Annotated in this window: 14 protein-coding genes and 1 tRNA gene; 11 read left to right on the forward strand and 4 right to left on the reverse strand. The window is 57.6% G+C overall.

Features of this window, described 5'->3' with window-relative positions; genetic code table 11:
* Together ACR0MP_RS14525 and ACR0MP_RS14530 are read left to right on the forward strand one after the other, a co-directional pair.
* A partial coding sequence (locus tag ACR0MP_RS14525) for an EF-Tu C-terminal domain-related protein (RefSeq protein ID WP_211330766.1) occupies positions 1 to 90 on the forward strand: 90 nt, incomplete at its 5' end.
* A 270-nt stretch (positions 91 to 360) separates the two neighbouring features.
* Entirely contained in the window at positions 361 to 582 is a 222-nt protein-coding gene (locus ACR0MP_RS14530; protein ID WP_170402241.1) for a hypothetical protein, read from the forward strand.
* Between the two features lie 34 nt (positions 583 to 616).
* On the opposite strand, the gene ACR0MP_RS14535 is transcribed toward ACR0MP_RS14530, so the two are convergent.
* On the reverse strand, positions 617 to 1,321 hold the full coding sequence (locus tag ACR0MP_RS14535; protein WP_170402235.1) for a DUF374 domain-containing protein: 705 nt from the start codon (positions 1,319 to 1,321) through the stop codon (positions 617 to 619).
* Positions 1,322 to 1,463: 142 nt separating this feature from the next.
* Here ACR0MP_RS14535 and ACR0MP_RS14540 point away from each other — a divergent pair.
* The 8 genes from ACR0MP_RS14540 (at position 1,464) to lptF (ending at position 14,164) form a co-directional block, all read left to right on the forward strand.
* Positions 1,464 to 1,539 (forward strand) — tRNA-Trp (locus tag ACR0MP_RS14540).
* Between the two features lie 228 nt (positions 1,540 to 1,767).
* The gene (locus ACR0MP_RS14545) at positions 1,768 to 5,073 is read left to right on the forward strand and encodes an adenylate/guanylate cyclase domain-containing protein (RefSeq protein ID WP_480887050.1); all 3,306 of its coding nucleotides are present in this window, start codon (positions 1,768 to 1,770) and stop codon (positions 5,071 to 5,073) included.
* 120 nt (positions 5,074 to 5,193) lie between these two features.
* Positions 5,194 to 6,759, forward strand: a complete 1,566-nt coding sequence (locus ACR0MP_RS14550; protein WP_170402229.1) for an FAD-binding oxidoreductase — start codon at positions 5,194 to 5,196, stop codon at positions 6,757 to 6,759.
* A gap of 39 nt (positions 6,760 to 6,798) precedes the next feature.
* A complete protein-coding gene (locus ACR0MP_RS14555; RefSeq protein WP_170594301.1) occupies positions 6,799 to 8,472 on the forward strand; it encodes a hypothetical protein in 1,674 nt (557 codons plus the stop codon).
* Positions 8,465 to 10,225 (forward strand): ferritin-like domain-containing protein, encoded by a 1,761-nt coding sequence (locus ACR0MP_RS14560; RefSeq protein WP_480887052.1) that lies wholly within the window; start codon positions 8,465 to 8,467, stop codon positions 10,223 to 10,225. The genes ACR0MP_RS14555 and ACR0MP_RS14560 overlap by 8 nt, the downstream gene beginning before the upstream one ends.
* Positions 10,222 to 11,532, forward strand: coding sequence for a radical SAM protein (locus ACR0MP_RS14565; protein WP_480887054.1), 1,311 nt, complete (start codon positions 10,222 to 10,224; stop codon positions 11,530 to 11,532). Before ACR0MP_RS14560 ends, ACR0MP_RS14565 begins: the two co-directional genes overlap by 4 nt.
* Positions 11,533 to 11,536: 4 nt before the next feature.
* Positions 11,537 to 12,952 (forward strand): flavin-dependent monooxygenase QhpG, encoded by a 1,416-nt coding sequence (qhpG, locus tag ACR0MP_RS14570; protein ID WP_480887056.1) that lies wholly within the window; start codon positions 11,537 to 11,539, stop codon positions 12,950 to 12,952.
* A gap of 72 nt (positions 12,953 to 13,024) precedes the next feature.
* Positions 13,025 to 14,164 (forward strand): LPS export ABC transporter permease LptF, encoded by a 1,140-nt coding sequence (lptF, locus tag ACR0MP_RS14575; protein WP_170402212.1) that lies wholly within the window; start codon positions 13,025 to 13,027, stop codon positions 14,162 to 14,164.
* 2 nt (positions 14,165 to 14,166) lie between these two features.
* On the opposite strand, the gene ACR0MP_RS14580 is transcribed toward lptF, so the two are convergent.
* Positions 14,167 to 15,000: a LysR family transcriptional regulator gene (locus ACR0MP_RS14580; RefSeq protein WP_170402209.1), complete on the reverse strand. Its 834-nt coding sequence runs from the start codon at positions 14,998 to 15,000 to the stop codon at positions 14,167 to 14,169.
* 102 nt (positions 15,001 to 15,102) lie between these two features.
* On the opposite strand from ACR0MP_RS14580, the gene ACR0MP_RS14585 reads away from it, so the two are divergent.
* On the forward strand, positions 15,103 to 15,693 hold the full coding sequence (locus tag ACR0MP_RS14585; protein ID WP_170402206.1) for an HD domain-containing protein: 591 nt from the start codon (positions 15,103 to 15,105) through the stop codon (positions 15,691 to 15,693).
* Here the strand turns inward: ACR0MP_RS14585 and speB are convergent.
* Both speB and nspC read right to left on the reverse strand, forming a co-directional pair.
* Positions 15,690 to 16,532: an agmatinase gene (gene speB / locus ACR0MP_RS14590; protein ID WP_170402203.1), complete on the reverse strand. Its 843-nt coding sequence runs from the start codon at positions 16,530 to 16,532 to the stop codon at positions 15,690 to 15,692. The genes ACR0MP_RS14585 and speB overlap by 4 nt on opposite strands.
* Positions 16,529 to 17,698 (reverse strand): carboxynorspermidine decarboxylase, encoded by a 1,170-nt coding sequence (gene nspC / locus ACR0MP_RS14595; RefSeq protein WP_170402899.1) that lies wholly within the window; start codon positions 17,696 to 17,698, stop codon positions 16,529 to 16,531. Before nspC ends, speB begins: the two co-directional genes overlap by 4 nt.
* Positions 17,699 to 17,731 lie beyond the last annotated feature (33 nt).

Below are 17,731 nucleotides of genomic sequence, written 5' to 3' on the forward strand. Positions count from 1 at the left end.
CCGATCGCGATGGAAGACGGCCTGCGCTTTGCGATCCGCGAAGGCGGCCGCACCGTCGGCGCCGGCGTCGTCTCGAAAATCATCGAGTAATCACGGTAGTCGGGCTTTGGCCCGACAAATCGGTGAACTAAAGAAGGCCGCTCCACATGGGGCGGCCTTTTCTCATCCAATCTTCTCGGCGCATTGAGATTATTCGTCGAATGATCTCGGGCAAGCTGAGTTCATTGAACAAAACAGCTGTCGATCTCGCATTCTTAATCTACCGTCCACTCCAAACGAAGACTGAACTCCCAGCTCTCTATTGCAACAGCAAGGGTGACGCGCAAATCAAGCGCGTCCCGGCGATCAGGGGAGACTAAGATGTTTGGTTTTGAATTTCTGAACTATGGAACGCAAATCCTTCACAGCAAGGATTTGGACGATATGAGAGCCGCTGTTCTCGGTGATGACGAACAGGAAATTGAGTGCAAAATCAGCGACTTTTGCCGAGAGCGCAAGCGATTTGATATCAAGCTTGCTGAAATGTCGGACAGCATGGCGAGAGGAGCGACCTCGGTCAAAACCAGCGCAGATGCGGCCTAACGGCGCAATAGTCGTTTCACGCCGGGTTCTGGGTTCACATGCTCTTTGCCCATGGCTCACGCCCGACCATCCGGTCGGCCTCGGCGGTGATGTCGTTCATATGCTGCTCAAGGCTCAGACGAAGGGCCTCAATCTGCTCTTCGCTGGCCTTGCGTGGAACTGGATCGGTCCATTCGCGGCACAGAAACACGCCGTCGTTGCGCCAGGGGCGAGGCATCAGCAGACGATCCCAAGTTCCGGCTTCGCGCCCGTGCCGCGCGGAATAGGTGATGCCGAAAACTCGTTTACCTGATGTGCGAGCCCAGACCAGCGGTACGGTCGAGGATACCCGCTCGGGTCCGCGAGGGCCGTCGGCGGCAATGCCAATCGAGATACCCTGTTTCATCTTTCCCAGCACTTCGCGCGACAAGGCGACGTGGCGCTTGCGGCTGGACATTGCAATTGTATCCATCCCGAACAGCTTCTGCACTCGCCCCACCATGCTGCCCGCGCGCGCTGCCGAAGTGATCGAGCAAATGCGGCCCTTGTCCAGTGGGAAGAAATATGGCGATTGTGCCAGTCTCTGGTGCCACAGCACCACGATGACCGGTTCGCCCTGTTCGGCCAGTTGATCCAGCTCTTCGTAACCGATGCGCTGCCAGCGTGTGTTGCGATGCACCAACCGGATATAGCTTGCGATCCGTCGCGCGACCCAGTTCAGCACGGCTTCGCTGTCTGCGATTTTCTTGCGGATGCTCAAGGCTGCGGTCCTCCTGCTGGCCGAGCCTTGTCTTAAAGAACTGCGCGCCGGGCGCAACTTTTTTGTCAGCGGTAAAGTGTTCGGAAAACTCAAAAAGCCTCTTGAGTCCGCTGCGCCTCTGTCATATCTGATGGCCCAGCCTAGGGGTATAGCTCAGTTGGTAGAGCGACGGTCTCCAAAACCGTAGGTCGCGGGTTCGAACCCTGCTGCCCCTGCCATTTCCCACCAGACAAGCGAAATTCCTGCAACAGAGGCGCGGGCTTGGTGCATACGTGTGGCGCAATTCACTTGACGTGTGCGGCAATAAAGAAAAAGCTTGATCAAGGCTGAAGGAAAAGCCATCAGGACTGTCCAGCTAATGTGCTAAAGTCGTTCGGCTTTTGTGTCACAATATGCAAGCCTGACCGGGTAGGGGAACCCGGAGACGATCGGGGACAACGGGGATAATGACAGAGATCGACGCATTCCTTGAAGAACACGGGCTGTCGAAATATGCGCCGGTATTCGCGTCGAACGAAGTGACATTGGCCGATCTCGCACATCTCTCCGAACATGATTTGATCGACCTTGGACTGCCACTTGGACCAAGGCGCCGATTGATGGCCGCATTGGGGCAGGCGCGGGATGCCAATCCGACCCCGGTGCAAGGCAGCGGGAAGATTGTCGCCGAGCGGAGGCAACTGACAGTTATGTTTGTTGATCTGGTTGGCTCGACTGCCATGTCCGAGCGGCTTGATCCCGAAGACTTGGGGGAGCTGCTTCGGCGGTTTAAGGAAATTTGCTCGACCTCGGTTGCTCGCTTTGGTGGACATATCGCCGATTTCATGGGTGACGGGGCGATGATCTATTTCGGGTATCCTCACGCGGTGGAAGATGCGGCCTCGCGCGCCGTTCATGCGGGTCTGGATATTCTTGAAGGATTGAATCGCATGGAAGGCCAGGAACGTCTGACTGCGCGGGTCGGTGTTTCGACCGGTCTTGTCGTTGTGGGCGAGATCCATGGCGAAGGGTTGAAGGAACATGACGTGGTCATGGGGCGTACACCCAATCTGGCAGCACGTTTGCAGAGTTTGGCCGAGCCCAATACACTGATCATCAGCCCGTCCACTCGCAGATTGGTGGGCAATGCATTTGAACTGCAGGATCGCGGGTCTTTCGCACTGAAAGGGTTTTCGGAACCGATACAAGCCTGGAGCGTCACAGGGCAGGCGCGGATCGAGCGCAGATTTGACATAATGCCTGATGCCGGTTCTGGTCGGCTCATTGGGCGCCAGGCAGAGTTCCGCAAGCTGACCGACAAATGGAATGAGGCAAGTCAGGGCGCTGGACAATCGGTTCTTGTCACTGGCGAGGCAGGGATCGGCAAATCACGCCTGATTGAGGGGCTTAGCCAAGAAGTGCTGGATCAAGGCGCGCTTCGCCTGAACTTCCAGTGTTCGCCCTTTCATGCCAACTCGGCACTTTATCCGATCATTCAGCATCTGGAACGCGCCGCAGGATTTGCGCCGACAGACAACGATGAGGATAAACTGGGAAAACTCTCGTACCTCTTGCGCCATCACCCGCCTGAGCATGTGCGCCTGATCGCTGATTTGTTGAGCGTTGATGCGGATGCTACGCTGGGGCCTCTCGACCTGCCGCCGCAAGTGAAGCTTGAGAAGACGTTGGAGGCAGTGACAGAACAGCTTGCAACGTTAGCGCGAGAACGACCGGTGTTGCTGTTGTTCGAAGATGCGCATTGGGTTGATCCGACCACCTTGTCTCTTACAGATCGGGTGATCGAACATATTCGGGACCTACCGGTGCTGATCGTCGTAACAGCACGTACCGGTTTCGATCCGGGTTGGGGTCACCACAACAATACCCTGCGTATACCTATCAAGCGTTTGACCAATCGGGATGTGGCTGAGATCGTAGCTGAGGTGGCGGGGGGGCACCCAGTACCACCCGAGGTTTGCGACCTTATTGCGGCCAAGACGGATGGCATTCCGCTTTATGTCCAGGAAGTGACCCGCGGCCTTTTAGAATCGGGGCAATTGCGCTTGAGCGACAAGGGGTATGTCGTACGCGGCCCCCTGCCATCGCTTTCAGTTCCCAGCACGTTGCAGGATTCGCTGATGGAGCGTTTGGACCGTTTGGGCAAGGCCAAAGAAGTGGCGCAAACCGGCGCCGTGTTCGGGCGGCAGTTCTCGATCGCGTTGCTGGCCTCTGTTTCGTTTCTGTCTCCGACGGTTCTGCAGGCCGGACTGGAACAGCTCTCATCGGCCGGGATCATTCTTCAAGCCCCGGATGCGGCAGAGGATGAGTTCATCTTCCGCCACGCATTGATTCGCGACATGGCTTATGACAGCCTGCTGCGCACGGAACGGCAGTCGCTGCATGACCGCGCGGCGGGTGCGTTGCTGGAGAACCAGCCGCAACTGGCCCAGACTCAGCCCGAGGTTCTGGCACAGCACTACACGTTGGCCCAACGCGCGGATGAGGCCGTGATGCACTGGCAAAGCGCGGGGCGTCGAGCGATCGAACGCTCGGCCCAGGCCGAGGCGTTGACCCATCTGTCGAAAGCTCTGGATCAGCTTGCCGATCTGCCAAAGAGCCGTGCACGGGATTTGCAAGAGATCGACATCCAGATCCTGCGTGCCGGTGTCCTGCGCTCAACAAGCGGTATTTCGGGGGATGCGACGGGTGAGGCCTATGGGCGTCTGCGCGAACTATGTCACCGAGCTGACGAGACCGAGCGGCTGTTTCCTGTGCTCAACGGGCTATATGCATTCCATCTTGTGCGTGCCGAATATCGATTGGCGAAAGGCGTGGCTGCGCAGATCCTCGATCTGGCGGCGACAAGCGGCAAGACCGAACACCGCATGGTCGGTCATCGCGCCATGGGGGCGGTGCAATTGCATCTGGGCAACCTGTCAGATGCAAAGCGCCATCTTGAGCAAGCTTGGGCGCTTTATGATTTTGATCAGCACAGCCAGCTAGCCTATGTCTATGGAACGGATCATGCCGCGATTACATCAGCATTTCTGGGCACATGTTATTGCCTGATGGGTCGGCATCAAGATGCCCTGCAGGTGCAGAATACAGCGCTGGAATGGTCCAAGAACCTCAAGCACGCGCATAGTGTGGCGCAGATCTTGGTTTACATGTGCAAGGTTCACCTGCTGGCGCGCGACATCCCTGCATTGCAAAGGGATGTTAAGGCGCTGTCCGAAGTCGCCGAGGAGCATTCGCTACCCTTTATGGCGACCATTGCGCGGCTATGGGAAAGCTGGGCAAAGGCGACCACGACCTCTGAAGTCGAACATATCGAGGACCTGCGTCAGGCGTCGGAAGACTGGTGGTCGGTTGGGGCCGGAAATTACAAGACTTTCTTCCCTTCGCTGATTGCCGAGATTCAGACAAACGCCGGCCATCACGACGCTGCGCATCAGACTCTGACGCACGCCAGAGATGTTCTGAGCGAAACCGAAGAGAAATGGGCCGAGGCCGATCAACTGCGTATTGAGGCCGCCCTTGTAGCCAAGACCGGGGGCGATCCCGTACCGCTGCTATTGCGCGCTATCGAAACTGCGCAAAGGCAAGGCGCGCGGCTTTACGAGCTTCGTGCGGCGGTCGCGTTGGCGGAGTGGCGGCAACACCGAGGCGAACCGGCTGGTGAGGCGTTGAATTCGGTCATGTCGCATTTCCATCAAGATGCCCAACTGCCGGACCTCAAAGACGCACGAGCGTTGATGGAAACGATTACTTGACCCGAAGGCCAACTTGCTGCCAGCTTGGGCGCGGGCAGAGTTGGGATGATACCTGAATTTCGACTTTTAAGCGCTGGGTCACCAGTCCGGCGCCCCGCTCTTGTGGTATGAGGAGACCTAATGCGTAAGATCAGCAAAACACTTCTGGCCAAGGATGTCTTGGCGCAAAGCCGTACCGATCTGGCGCTGCAGCAGTACCATTCGATCACGCCCGATCAGATACGTGAATTTGAGAAGAAACTGATCGGAACGGTCACTCTGCCGACCGACGCGGATTACAACAATGACCGGCAGGTTTGGAATCCGGCTTTCCAGGACTACCCAGAGATCATCGTCTATTGCGAGACCATCCAGGATGTACGCGCCAGCCTTGCTTTCGCGCGCGAGCATGACCTTTGGGTTGTTGCGCGGTCAGGGCGTCACAGCACGGCGGGGTATTCGGTCAATAACCAGATGGTGCTGGATACCAGCCGAATGCATTACGTGACCGTCGATCCAAAGGTGCCGATGGCCTATGTCGGTCCGGGCACACCGTTCAAGATGCTGAATTCGGAGTTGAACTCATATCACCTGCACGTGCCGGGCGGGGCCTGTCAGGATGTCTGCGTGGCGGGTTTCATGATGGGCGGCGGCTATGGCTTTACCTCGCGCCGGCTTGGGATGGCCTGCGACAACGTTCTGGGCGTCACGGTCATGCTGTGGGACGGCAGTATCGTGATCGCGGACAAAGATACGAACTCCGACCTCTTCTGGGCCATACGAGGCGGGACCGGCAACAACTTTGGTGTGTTGCTGGAAATCCGCTACCAGCTGCACCAGCTATATGAAGTCTGGGGTTGCCACATCACATGGCCGCTGGACAAAGCCGCCAAGGCACTGGAGTACCTGCAGGCCAACTACATGCGCACCTGCGAAGATGACCGTTTCGGGGCCTATATCTTTCTGGCCTATCAGGGAGATCGAAAAGTGCTGCTGGTGTCGGCGCTCTATGATGGCACGTCCGAAGAGGGGAACGCGTTTGTTCAGCCCCTGCTGAGCGATGAAATCGGCGGCGAGATGGGGGAGGACGACCAGAACTATGGCACCTATCAAGAAATCAACTCATGGCTGTATGACGACAAATATGACATCCCCGTCGTCCCCGATCAGGCGCGTGAAGATAAGCAGGCCGGATATATTGAACGCCAGCTCAACGAAGCCGAATGGCAGCGCGTCGTAGACTACCTCGACAGCACGCCCAACGCTTATGGCGCTGTGGCCATCGAACCCTATGGGGGGGCGATCAATCGGATGCCGTTGGGCAAACAAGGCAATGCCTTCATTCACCGTGATGTGTCGCTGAACTTCTACGTCGATGTGTTCTGGGTGTCGGAAGAAGAAAAAGAGATCGTGGTGCCGTGGCTCGACGGATTCATGGAACTGATGACCGAAGAAGGCTATTTCATTGACCGCGTCTATCAGAACTATCCGCGGCGGACTCAGAAGAACTATCGCTGGCAATATTGGGGCGAGTATTTCAACTCTTTGCTGTTCGTGAAGCAGAAATTCGACCCGCATAATTTCTTCCATTATCAGCAGAGCATTTCGCCTGTGCCGGATGACGCTCCGCCAGACATCATCCGAGATACGTCCAAGCCGATATTCGACGACCCAACGATCACATACGAGAGCTATTCGAACCCCTGAAAGCGGGGGCTGCCAAGGCCAAACGGGGGAGGGCCCAGTATGGACACGATCCAAGAGATTTTCTTTCTGCCACCCATGGCGGTTGCCCGTCTTGGACCGGGTGAGACACCGCTGGAAAGCTATGAGTGGCAGCAGGACATGGATGCCCATGGCAACAACAAAACGGTCATCCGGTCGAACATAACCTTTCGCGAGATTGAAGATGGCAGTGTCACTGCCTATCTTCCCGATCCCGACACAATCCGCTTTCGCGACGAAGGCGGCGCGTTGCGCCCGGTTGCCCCGTTCTTTGAGCTGTGGGCGCGGATGCATGACGCCGAGACGGGCGAGGAATATGAGACACCGGTGACGCTCGATCTGCTCGACGATCAGGGCCTGTCGCTGCAAAACGTGCGCTATTCGGTCACCGTCGGGAACACCAAGGCCGAGCGCCGGACTGGCGACGCGGCTTGCGGGTTTCGTGCACGGGTCGAGATTGCGGGTCAGGATTTCACCCCGAAACCCCTGCTGGCCTTCAGCCCGTATACGTCCGAACAACAGCCGATGGTCTATGAGCATAACCCGATCCCGCTAGGCTCAATCCGTGTGATGCATCCTGTGCAGGGTCATGATGAACCGGTCGAAGGGGAGTTCATCGACCGCAGCATCCTGCGCCTGCGCTTTATGCCTCCGAAAGGTGAGGTTTATGGCCCGCCTGATGCTGCATACGGTCCGGCGACGCTGGCCGTACCGGGCTATCAGAACGACCCGCCGAAATCGGAATATGGTCGCATCCACGAAATCGTGCCCGAACAGAACCGCATCCTGAACCCCGACACCCCTTGGTCGAAATGGATCATGATGTCCGGCACCTCGGACGACCCTGAGCCGCACGATAGTTACGACGGTGCCCGTGTGGGCAATGACCAATCCTGGGGAGTGGCCGATGACACCAGCGATGGCGTGATCGAGGCGACGCTGGCTGTACGTGGCGAACGCCTGACCGCGCGCGCCACGATCATGACCGGACCACCCGATTTTGCACCTGATGCGCGGCCGTTCTACAGCCTTGAGGATGATCTGGCCGATCGTGATCTGTCGCTAATCTCGGTAACTGAAGAAAACTACACGCAAGCTAAGGATGAGGTGGTTGATATTTTCCGCCGCGCCTTCGAGACTAACAGCCTGATCAACCTCGACGATATCCGCGCGCAAGGTTTGAAGGACAATGCCAAATTACAGGCGAAAACCGGGATTTCCCCGACGCCGGGCCTGCCGTCAACCGATGCGAAATCCATGACGGAGGAGGATGCAAGGCCGCCGGACAAGATCGACGAACTGATCCGCCCGCAACCGATCTCAGTCTTTTCGAACTCCGTGCCGAATGATCGGCTGCCCTATACAGTGGCGACGAAGTTCGTGCATGAGCAGTTGATTGACGAGGCCAACCTGCTGGATTTCCTACGCCGTCGCCCGGATTTCGTTAAAACACTGCTGCGTCCACCATATGGTATCCTGACCGAGCTTGAAACCGACCCGAACCCTGATCAAAATCCGAACCCGGATTTTCGCGATCCTCGGATTATCCGCGACTCGATGCACGACGCGCGGATGCCGCCTTATATGCGCGATTCCAACTATTACCCGCTGTCGCTGTCGCGCAGGCAGTACCATCTGGTGATCTCGTTCATCGACTATCTGGTTGCACAGGAAACGGAGGCTCAGAATGTCTGATCAGCCCGGCCAAATCCGCGTTAAACCCCGCAACCTGACCGCCCGCGCGGCCTATAAGGTACCGGGCAACCCCGACAACACGCGACTGGACGGATCGGTGGGGAATTGCTTTCCCGGTCTGGAAATGGATGTGCGCAACCTGGACCGCCGCTTTTTCCCCGGTCTGGTGTTCAACGCCGCGCGGGTGCCGCTGAACCCCGCGCCCGAGGCACCGAAGAATTCGCAGGGCTTCCATCTGGTTTTTGTGGACTATTTCTACGACCCGATGCTGCCTGACAACAGCCCCGAGGAGTGGGTGCAGACGCTGTTGGAGGCCTACAGCGGTGACATCGGCGCAAAGCTCAGCCAAGGTCGCTGGTTCCTGTCATGGGTCGAGCAGAGCGGTAAGCGCATCACTTTCAAGGAGGAAGACGGCACACCCTATGACGGGCTGATGATTTGGCGGTTCATCCGCAGTCTGGAACATGGTGATGACAAACCGGTCAGCATTGCTCTGGAACGGCGCAATCATGAGGGCATCGTGGATACCGAGCAGGTCATCCTGCACGGATTCCGCCGCCAGTACCGGACCGAGGCGGGGGTCTTCAGCGAAGCTTATGACCCCGGCGAATTGACGCAAAGCCTGTGCAATCCGTGGTCCCATGACTTCCGCGACTGCGGCTGCCACTACTGGCCTTCGAACCACCCCGACGTAGTGATGGCTGAGGTGGCGCATGACGATCAGCTGCCCTCGGGTCAGTCAAAGAACCCGATCGAGGCCGAGACCTATCTGGATTGGCTGCGCTCGGACAAGTCTCCGTCCGGTAACGTCGCGGCGCTGAATACGGTCGAACAAAACCGCCCCTACCAGATTGACCATTATCAGGTAAATCAGATGTGGAGCGAATTGCCTATCGTCGTTGAAGGCCGCGAAACGGGCGAGGTTTATGAAGTTGATCCCGAAATGCCAGGTGTGGAGCCCTATGACACGCCGCAGGCGATGATCGAGGACCTCAAGACGCGTCTGGCCGCGATGGAGATGACGCTGAGCCTGCAATATCTTTATGCCTATTTCTCGCTGGCGGATCCCGAAACGGCGGATACCCGAAAATGGCCGACGCTGAAAGACGATCTGATATTTGCCCGGCGTTCGGTGCTGGAGGTCGCGATTGGCGAGATGACTCATATGCGCTGGGCGAACCAGTTGCTTTGGGAGCTTGAGCCCGAGGGGTATGAACCCATCTTGACCCCGTCCGAAACCTTGCCGGCGGGCAAGGGTAAGACGCAGCCGCGCGCACTGAGGCCACTGACGGCCGAAGCGCTTGCGGATTTCATCGAGATCGAGCGCCCCGGAGGCTTTATCGACCGCGCTTATGCGCAATGTGTGGCGACTTTGGAGCAGGAGGATTTGTTCCCGGAACGCCGCCTTTATGCGCTGGCGGTACGGATCGACACTGACGGGGACGAGCACTTCCTGCGCTTCAGTCAAATGAAGGACGTTTTGGCCAAATACGATACGGGAGAAGGCACGCCTGCCTATTTGCGTCAGATTGAGGTTGGCACTGAAGACGAGGCCAGGATGGCGCTGGAACTCTACGCTAAGGTCAAGGATGGGTTAGCCAACGCCTATACGCTTGAAGCGGATGGCAAATTTGAAGACTCCCAGGCCTACATCCAGCAGGTGCGCGATGATATGAAGCTGTTCCGCGTCGAGGGCGAAGCGCTGGCCGCCAAGGGGATTGGCATCCCGTTCTGGACGGAGGGTAAGGCGTGATCCCACCCGCCGCGCAGGTGCATTTCTTTGACACAGGGCATGGAGATCACATGCTGGCCGTTGATGGATCGCGCGTGTTTGATGTGCCTGAGGGGACGGCGGACCAATTCGCAACGATGGACAAGAGAAGTCAGAGCGCTTTCCTCAGGTCCATGGGATTGGATGGAACACCTTTCATCGATGACACGCCGCCTCAGAGTATGCCCGTGAGGTCGCTGTCACTGGCAGTGGCGCAGAAATGCAATCTGGCTTGCACTTATTGCTATGCTGCAGGGGGAGAATTTGGCGGACCCGCGCGGAATATGGAATGGGAAGTCGCCAAGGCTTCGGTTGATCGGCTGGTGGCCGAAGCCGAACCCGGTGTGCGGATCAACCTTGCCTATTTGGGTGGAGAACCTCTGATCAACCGCGATCTGGTGCAACGCACTACGGAATATGCCGTCGATCAGGCGCATGCCAACGGGTTGAGCGTCGGGTTCTCGATCACAACCAACGGGACCCTGCTACGCCCCGAGGATGCGGCGTTTTTCGAAACGCATGGATTTGCTGTCACCATCAGTCTGGATGGCGTGGGCGAGGTCCATGACAAGCTGCGCCCAAATCGTGGCGGTCGGGGTAGTTTTGATACGATCCTGAAACGGGTCGAACCTTTGCTGGCAGCTCAACACCGTATGCAGGTTGGTGCTCGGGTAACGGTTACGCCGAAGAATATGAACCTGCCAGAGACGCTGGATCGGTTTGTGGGAATGGGATTTCATTCGATTGGATTCTCGCCCATGCTGGCCTCGCCCAACGGTCAGCATGAACTGAACCGGAGTGATTTGGACGAGATGCTATCGCAGATGATCCGTTGCGGCGAAGTTTTCGAGGCGGCGGTAATCGAAGGGCGGCGCTACCCTTTCTCGAACATGGCAGCGGCGATGCAGGAGATCCACCGAGGCACCCACCGGCCCTATGCCTGCGGGGCAGGGGGCGGGTATTTTGGCGTGTCTGCTGATGGCGGCCTGTTCGCTTGCCATCGCTTTGTTGAAGACGAAGCCGGAGCCATGGGCAACGTCTATGATGGCCCCGACCTACGGCGCGAGAACTGGTTGGCGGATCGGCACGTGCACACACAATCCCCGTGCGGCACCTGCTGGGCGCGGTATCTGTGCGGCGGCGGGTGTCATCACGAAGTCATCCATCGCGGACGCCCCGCTTGCGACTACATTCGAGGTTGGTTGCACTATTGCCTTCAGGCCTATGTCCGCTTGTCCGAAGCACGTCCGGATTATTTTGGCGTGTCCGCACGGGTGGCCTCTGCCTGAACGGATGGAGATTGAGACCGAAATCTGCGTGATCGGAGGCGGCCCGGCAGGTAGCGCTGCTGCGCTGAGGTTGGCTCAGCTAGGTCGGCGCGTCTGCCTGATCGAGCGGCAAACGTTCCCGCGCCAACATGTCGGCGAGTCATTGCCGCCATCAATCTGGCCGATCCTGAACCTGTTGGGGGTCGACGAAACCGTTTCCCAAGCCGGTTTTCTGCGTGCAAGCGGATCGCTTTTGCATTGGGCCGGAGCGTTCGAACGTCGCGGCGTCGACGGTGATCACTCCGGACTTTTGGTTGACCGGGGCCAGTTCGATGCGGTGCTGTTACGTGCAGCACAAGCGGCAGGGGCGCAGGTCATCCAACCTGCGCGCGCATACCGCCCGGTGCGCCAGCAGTCTGGTTGGGAGATTCCCGTTCGGACCGACACGGGCGCCTTTCGGATCCAGGCACAAATCCTGCTGGACGCAGCGGGACGGCAAGCCGGGCTGGGCCGCAGGTTTCGCCCTGCATCCCAACCTTTGTTAGCGCTTTATGCTTATTGGCACGTGCCGCCGGGCTTTGGCCCGCAAGCCCGGGTCGAGGCGGGACAAGGACATTGGTATTGGGGCGCGCTGTTACCGGGAGGAGTGGTCAACGCAATGGTTTTTGTCGATCCCGACGCCTGCATCGGGCTGCCACCCGCAGATCGACGCGATCTCTATCTGAATCTTCTGGCCCGTTCGACACTACTAGCGCCCTGTCTGGAACAGCGCCGTATCGGGCCTGTGCGGCGGGCGGATGCGACCAGCCAGGCCGAGACAACACCACCAACGCGCGACCTTCTGCGGGTCGGAGAGGCCAGCTTCGCGGTCGACGCGTTGTCGTCGCAGGGGGTGCAATTGGCGATGGGGCAGGCGGTGCAGGCCGCAGCTGTGGTGAACACGCTTCTGACAACCCCCGATCATAGTGATCTGGCCTTGTCTTTTTATGCGGATCGGCAATTCGAGCGTGTGCAGACCCATGCAGCGCTCGCAGCCGATTTCTATGCACGGCAGCATGCTGTCGATCCTTCGCACTTCTGGGCTGAGCGCGCAAAGCCGTTGGATTGGGTAAAGTCTCCAGCGTTCGATCCAAACACGGAGGCGTTGCGTGATGATCAGCCCCTCATCCTGTCACCTCAGGCCAAGCTCATCACTTCCGGCGTGCAAACCGCTTCGCATATCGAACCCGGCCTTGTCATAGGGCACCCGAATCTTCCAAGGCCAGTTGCAAATCTGGAGGGCGCAATGCTGGGACCGTTGCTAGAGCGGCTGGGCGCCCCGACAACCACTTTGAACATCATCAAGAGCTGGTCAGAGGTTTTGGCCACACACACGGCGTCGCGCATTCTGCGCTGGCTTTGGTATCATCGCATCGTGATCCCCGCCGCTGATCAGGCTTAATCGAGGTTTCCTCGGCGCGTTGAATCACCTAAAGTCCGCCGCAACGCCAATCGCCAAGAAACAAGAGGTCGCATGTCGCGTTTTGATGGGTATTTCCTGCGGCAATTGCTGGTGCTGTTTGGCTTTTTCACCCTTGTGCTTGTCGGGGTGTTCTGGATCACGCGTTCAGTCAGCCTTTTTGATCGGGTCATCAGCGGCGGCCAATCGGCGATGGTATTCCTGGAGTTCACGGCGTTGACCTTGCCGACGCTGATCCGGACGGTCATGCCCATGGCTGTGTTTGCGGCCGCTGTTTACGCAACCAACCGTTTGAGCCGCGAAAGCGAGATGACGGTGATGCTGGCAACAGGCTCCAGCCCGTGGCGACTTGCGCGAGCGGTCTTGGTGTTCGGGCTCAGTGCGGGACTGATGATGGCTGTCATCAGCGTTTTTCTGCGACCTGCATCGGTTGATCAACTGGAATTAAGACAGGATGAAGTTGCCGGAGATGTCACCGCACAGCTGTTGAATGAGGGCGAGTTCTTGCATCCAGCAGAAGGTGTAACCGTCTATATCGGCGATATCGATTTGGACGGAACGCTGCGCGAAGTCTTCGTCTCTGACCGTCGCGATGGGATTAACCCGGTCAGTTATTCCAGTGCTACGGCCTATCTGGTCAATCAGGCTTCGGGCATTCATCTGGTTATGCTGGATGGGATTGCGCTGCGGTATGATCAGGCTGGTAACACGCTGTCATCCACGTTGTTCGAAGACGCCTCTTACGACATTTCCGAACTGACCCAGAATTCGAGTATGGGCCATCGCAGCCTTGAAGCCATCCCGACGGTCGAGTTGATCTGGGATCGCGAAGCGGTCTCAGTGAAAGATGATCACAGCATCGGCCATCTGGTGGATGAGCTGCACCAGAGGTTCTCGTGGATTGCAATATGTATTGCGGTCGCATTGGTCGGATATTCGACCCTGATGCTGGGTAGCTTTTCGCGCTTTGGGCTTTGGCCTCAGATCCTGGGTGCCTTTACCATTCTGGTCCTGCTTGAGGGGGTTCGGGGATTCGTATCCCCGTTCGTCATCAATGATCCCAGACTTTGGGGCTTGCTGTATCTTCCCGCCGTTATGGGCGTGCTTGTGTCGGTTCTGTTTTTACTGGCCGCGGGGCGACCCTTGATGCGAAAAAGGGTTCGAAACGGAGCACCAAAGCCGTCACCGGTCTGAAGTCAGCGGCGAAGTTCCTCCAGGCACTGCAGGATGTTTTCAACTTCTTGACTGTCCGAACGGACCACCAAATACAGCGGTAGCATTAAGTCGCGCGCATCTTTCTCGCGCAACAGCTCGCCTGAGTTCAGATGCTGAGTGATGACATAGTCCGGGAAATACCCATACCCGCCACGCTGTAGGAGATAGCGCAAAGCCATCAAGCAATTACCCAGAAAGATAGTTTGCCCTGTCGCGAGACGCGCTGTGGAACGGACATGATCCCGGTAGGTCTCGCCCAGTTCTATGTTGACAAATACCCGTTCAGCGTCGGTGTTCGCATCCTTCCTGCTTTGAACCAAAGACAGCCGTTCGGGCGCAAGTTCGTGGAATACCACGCGCCGGTCCGCAGGTTTTTCATGGGTCAGCGCGGCGTCAAGTACGTGGGTAGCAACGGCGTCGACCATATCCAAATCATGGTCGTAATTCAGGGTTAAAAGCAATTGTCCAAACCGTTGTTCAAAGCGAACAGCAAGGTCCACCAGTAACGGATCCCACACGCTCAGTTGGGCACCCAGACGCAGTGCCAACCGATTTTGAATCTGTTCAGGCAGGTCGTTGGCTGCGAACGACCACAGCGACAGCATCTGTTCAGCATAGGGTTTGAATTGGCGACCGTACTCGGTCAATACCGTTCCGCCTGCCCCGCGCGAAAACAGCGGTTTGCCTGTTGCGTCTTCCAGGGCCCTGATCCGGGCGCTGACTGCGGTTTGGGTTACATTCAACTTACGGGCCGCTGAGTGAAACCCACCGGTTTCGGCTACGCTTAAAAATGTTTCCAGAGATTTGGTTTGCATATTGAAAGTATTTTTTGATCGTTTTGATAAAATCAATTCATTTTTTTGCCTATATCTGCCGCTTTAAAGTGATTTGACGAACGTAGCCAAAGGATTCGCGCGATGCTGGACAAGAGCCACAAACCCACCTGGACCAGTTTTGAAGAGGCGACCAAGGCCGACTGGGATGCGGTCATGGAGTATGAAGAGAGCTACAACGCTGCTTTGCCGGATCGCATACTGGACGCCATTCGTTCACTGGATGAAGAATGGACGCCGTATCCGGTGAATCGCTATCAGCACAGCCTGCAGGCCGCGACACGAGCGTATGAGGACGGCGCTGATGAAGAGTTGGTTGTCGCTGCCCTGATCCATGACACCGGCGATATCTTGTCGCCTTATAATCACGGGGAACTGTCCGCCGCGATGATGAAGCCTTATGTCAGTGAGAAGACACACTGGATTCTCAAGCACCACTGCGTGTTTCAGGGCTACTACTACAATCATCATCTAGGTGGTGATCGGAATGCCCGCGACAAATATCGCGACAGCCCGTATTGGGAGGACTGCCGCTATTTTTGTCATGAATATGATCAGAAGGCGTTCGACCCGGATTATCCGACCAAATCGCTGGAGTTCTTCGAACCCATGCTACGCCGCGTTCTGAACAAGGGCGAAGGGCACATGGAACTGAATGAGACCGCCGAGGCTTAACAGGCGGCCATCAGGCGATAGACGATCTGGGCGGCGGTAAAATCCCAGGCGGCATTGCCGTTCGGGGCCAGTTCGACGACGTCGAAACCCACACATTTTCGGCCCTTCAGGGCGTGTTCCACCAGGCGCAGGGCTTGATAATATCCCAGCCCGCCTGGGACGGGTGTTCCAGTGGCGGGCATGATTGCCGGGTCCAGCCCATCAACGTCAAAGCTGACGTACACCAGTTCGGGAAAATCCTTGGGCAGATCAACCGAGTGGATGTTGCCGGTAACCAGTTCTTCGGCGTCTACATGAAACACGTGATTTTTCAGGCGGCTTTCGGCCTCTTCGGTCGAAAAGGCGCGAACGCCGAATTGCGCCAGACGGATACCTTCTTCGGCAAGAAGATGCATGACTGAGGCGTGAGAATGTTTCTCGCCCTGATAAGCGTTGCGCAGATCAGCATGGGCGTCGATTTGCACGATACCAATCGGTTGGTTTAGAGCGCGGGCAACACCCAACACTGCGCCGTAGCTAAGTGAATGCTCGCCACCTAGCGTCACCGGGATTTTGCCGGCGCGAACGGCCGCTTCCGTGCGTTGGGCTAGGCGTTCCATTATCTCTGGCAACGCTGCATCGCAGTCAACGGGTTCTTCGGTGAAGATCCCCTCGACGCAGGGCTCGGCGTGGCCAGTGATGCGTTCCAGTTCATTACTGGCTTCGATAATTGCGTCCGGGCCTTTGGCGGTGCCCGCCCCGTAAGATACAGTGCGTTCCAGCGGCACCGGGATCACACGGAACCGCGCGTCCTCAGTGCGCTCGGATGCGGACAGTTCACTGTCGAGGAAAATACTCATGAGAGGCGGCCTTTAAAGTCGTCATAGCCGAACTGTTTGATGATTTTCAGTTCGTCCGTTTCGCTGTTCCACAGCGCTATAGTCGGCAGCGGAACTCCGTTGAAGGTGTTAGTTTTGACCATCGAATAATGCGCCTGATCGAGGAAGGCGAAGCGCTGGCCGATTTCCAGTGGTTTGTCCCATGTGTAGTCACCGATCACGTCGCCCGCGAGGCAGGAGGGGCCGCCCAGGCGATAGGTATGGCCTGCCTCGGCCTCATCCATGAGGGCGGGGCGATAGGGGGCTTCGATGACGTCCGGCATATGGCAGGTGGCCGAGATATCGGTGATCGCAAGGGTCATACCGTTGGTCGGCAAGTCGAGGATTTCGCCAACCAGAATGCCCGCATCCAGGGCCACCGCCTCACCGGGTTCCAGATAGACGTCGATACCGTGTGTCTCACGGATGGATTTGATGAAGGCGACCAGCCCGTCGCGGTCATAGTCATCACGGGTGATATGATGCCCGCCGCCGAAGTTCAGCCATTTGAGTTGGCCAAGGTACGGTTTGAGTTTTGGCTCAACCGCGTCCCAAGTCCGCAGCAACGGCTCGAACCCCTGTTCGCAGAGCGTGTGCATGTGCAGCCCGTCCACGCCACTCATAGTCTCGGCGGTCAATTGGCTGACCGGCGTGCCCAGACGCGAGCAGGGCGCGCAAGGGTCGTATTTGGGGATTTCGCCTTCGGAATGTTCCGGATTGATGCGCAGACCGACCTGTACGCCGGCGGCTTGGGCTTTTGCCAGAAAGCGGTCCTTTTGCGCGGGTGAGTTGAAGATGATGTGGTCCGATAGCGACAGGATTTCGTCCATGTCCGCGTCTTTATATCCGGCGCAGAAGGTTGCGACCTCGCCGCCATATTCCTCGCGCCCCAGCCGCGCCTCATAGATGCCGGACGCGCAAGTGCCGCCGAGGTATTGGCGTACAAGCGGGGCCAGCGAGAACATCGAAAACGCCTTGAGGGCGCTGAGAATGTGAGCGCCGGAGCGGGTGCCGATATCGGCAAGGATGTTCAGATTTCGTTCGACAGCTTTTTCATCGACCACGAAGCAGGGGGTAGGTATGCGGTTTAGATCAAACCTGCGGAAAGCTCCTGCATCTCCGGCTTGTGTAGTCATCATGTCGGACAAGAGGTTATCTCCGGACAGTGCGGAGGGCAGTGC

The organism is Ruegeria sp. K3 (assembly GCF_056531845.1).

Excerpts from the sequence above, each read along its gene's own strand:
- ACR0MP_RS14530 (WP_170402241.1), top strand. The coding sequence starts at position 361 with ATGTTTGGTTTTGAATTTCTGAACTATGGAACGCAAATCCTTCACAGC.
- ACR0MP_RS14545 (WP_480887050.1), top strand. The coding sequence starts at position 1,768 with ATGACAGAGATCGACGCATTCCTTGAAGAACACGGGCTGTCGAAATAT.
- ACR0MP_RS14550 (WP_170402229.1), top strand. The coding sequence starts at position 5,194 with ATGCGTAAGATCAGCAAAACACTTCTGGCCAAGGATGTCTTGGCGCAA.
- ACR0MP_RS14555 (WP_170594301.1), top strand. The coding sequence starts at position 6,799 with ATGGACACGATCCAAGAGATTTTCTTTCTGCCACCCATGGCGGTTGCC.
- ACR0MP_RS14560 (WP_480887052.1), top strand. The coding sequence starts at position 8,465 with ATGTCTGATCAGCCCGGCCAAATCCGCGTTAAACCCCGCAACCTGACC.
- qhpG (WP_480887056.1), top strand. The coding sequence starts at position 11,537 with ATGGAGATTGAGACCGAAATCTGCGTGATCGGAGGCGGCCCGGCAGGT.
- lptF (WP_170402212.1), top strand. The coding sequence starts at position 13,025 with ATGTCGCGTTTTGATGGGTATTTCCTGCGGCAATTGCTGGTGCTGTTT.
- ACR0MP_RS14580 (WP_170402209.1), bottom strand. The coding sequence starts at position 15,000 with ATGCAAACCAAATCTCTGGAAACATTTTTAAGCGTAGCCGAAACCGGT.
- ACR0MP_RS14585 (WP_170402206.1), top strand. The coding sequence starts at position 15,103 with ATGCTGGACAAGAGCCACAAACCCACCTGGACCAGTTTTGAAGAGGCG.
- speB (WP_170402203.1), bottom strand. The coding sequence starts at position 16,532 with ATGAGTATTTTCCTCGACAGTGAACTGTCCGCATCCGAGCGCACTGAG.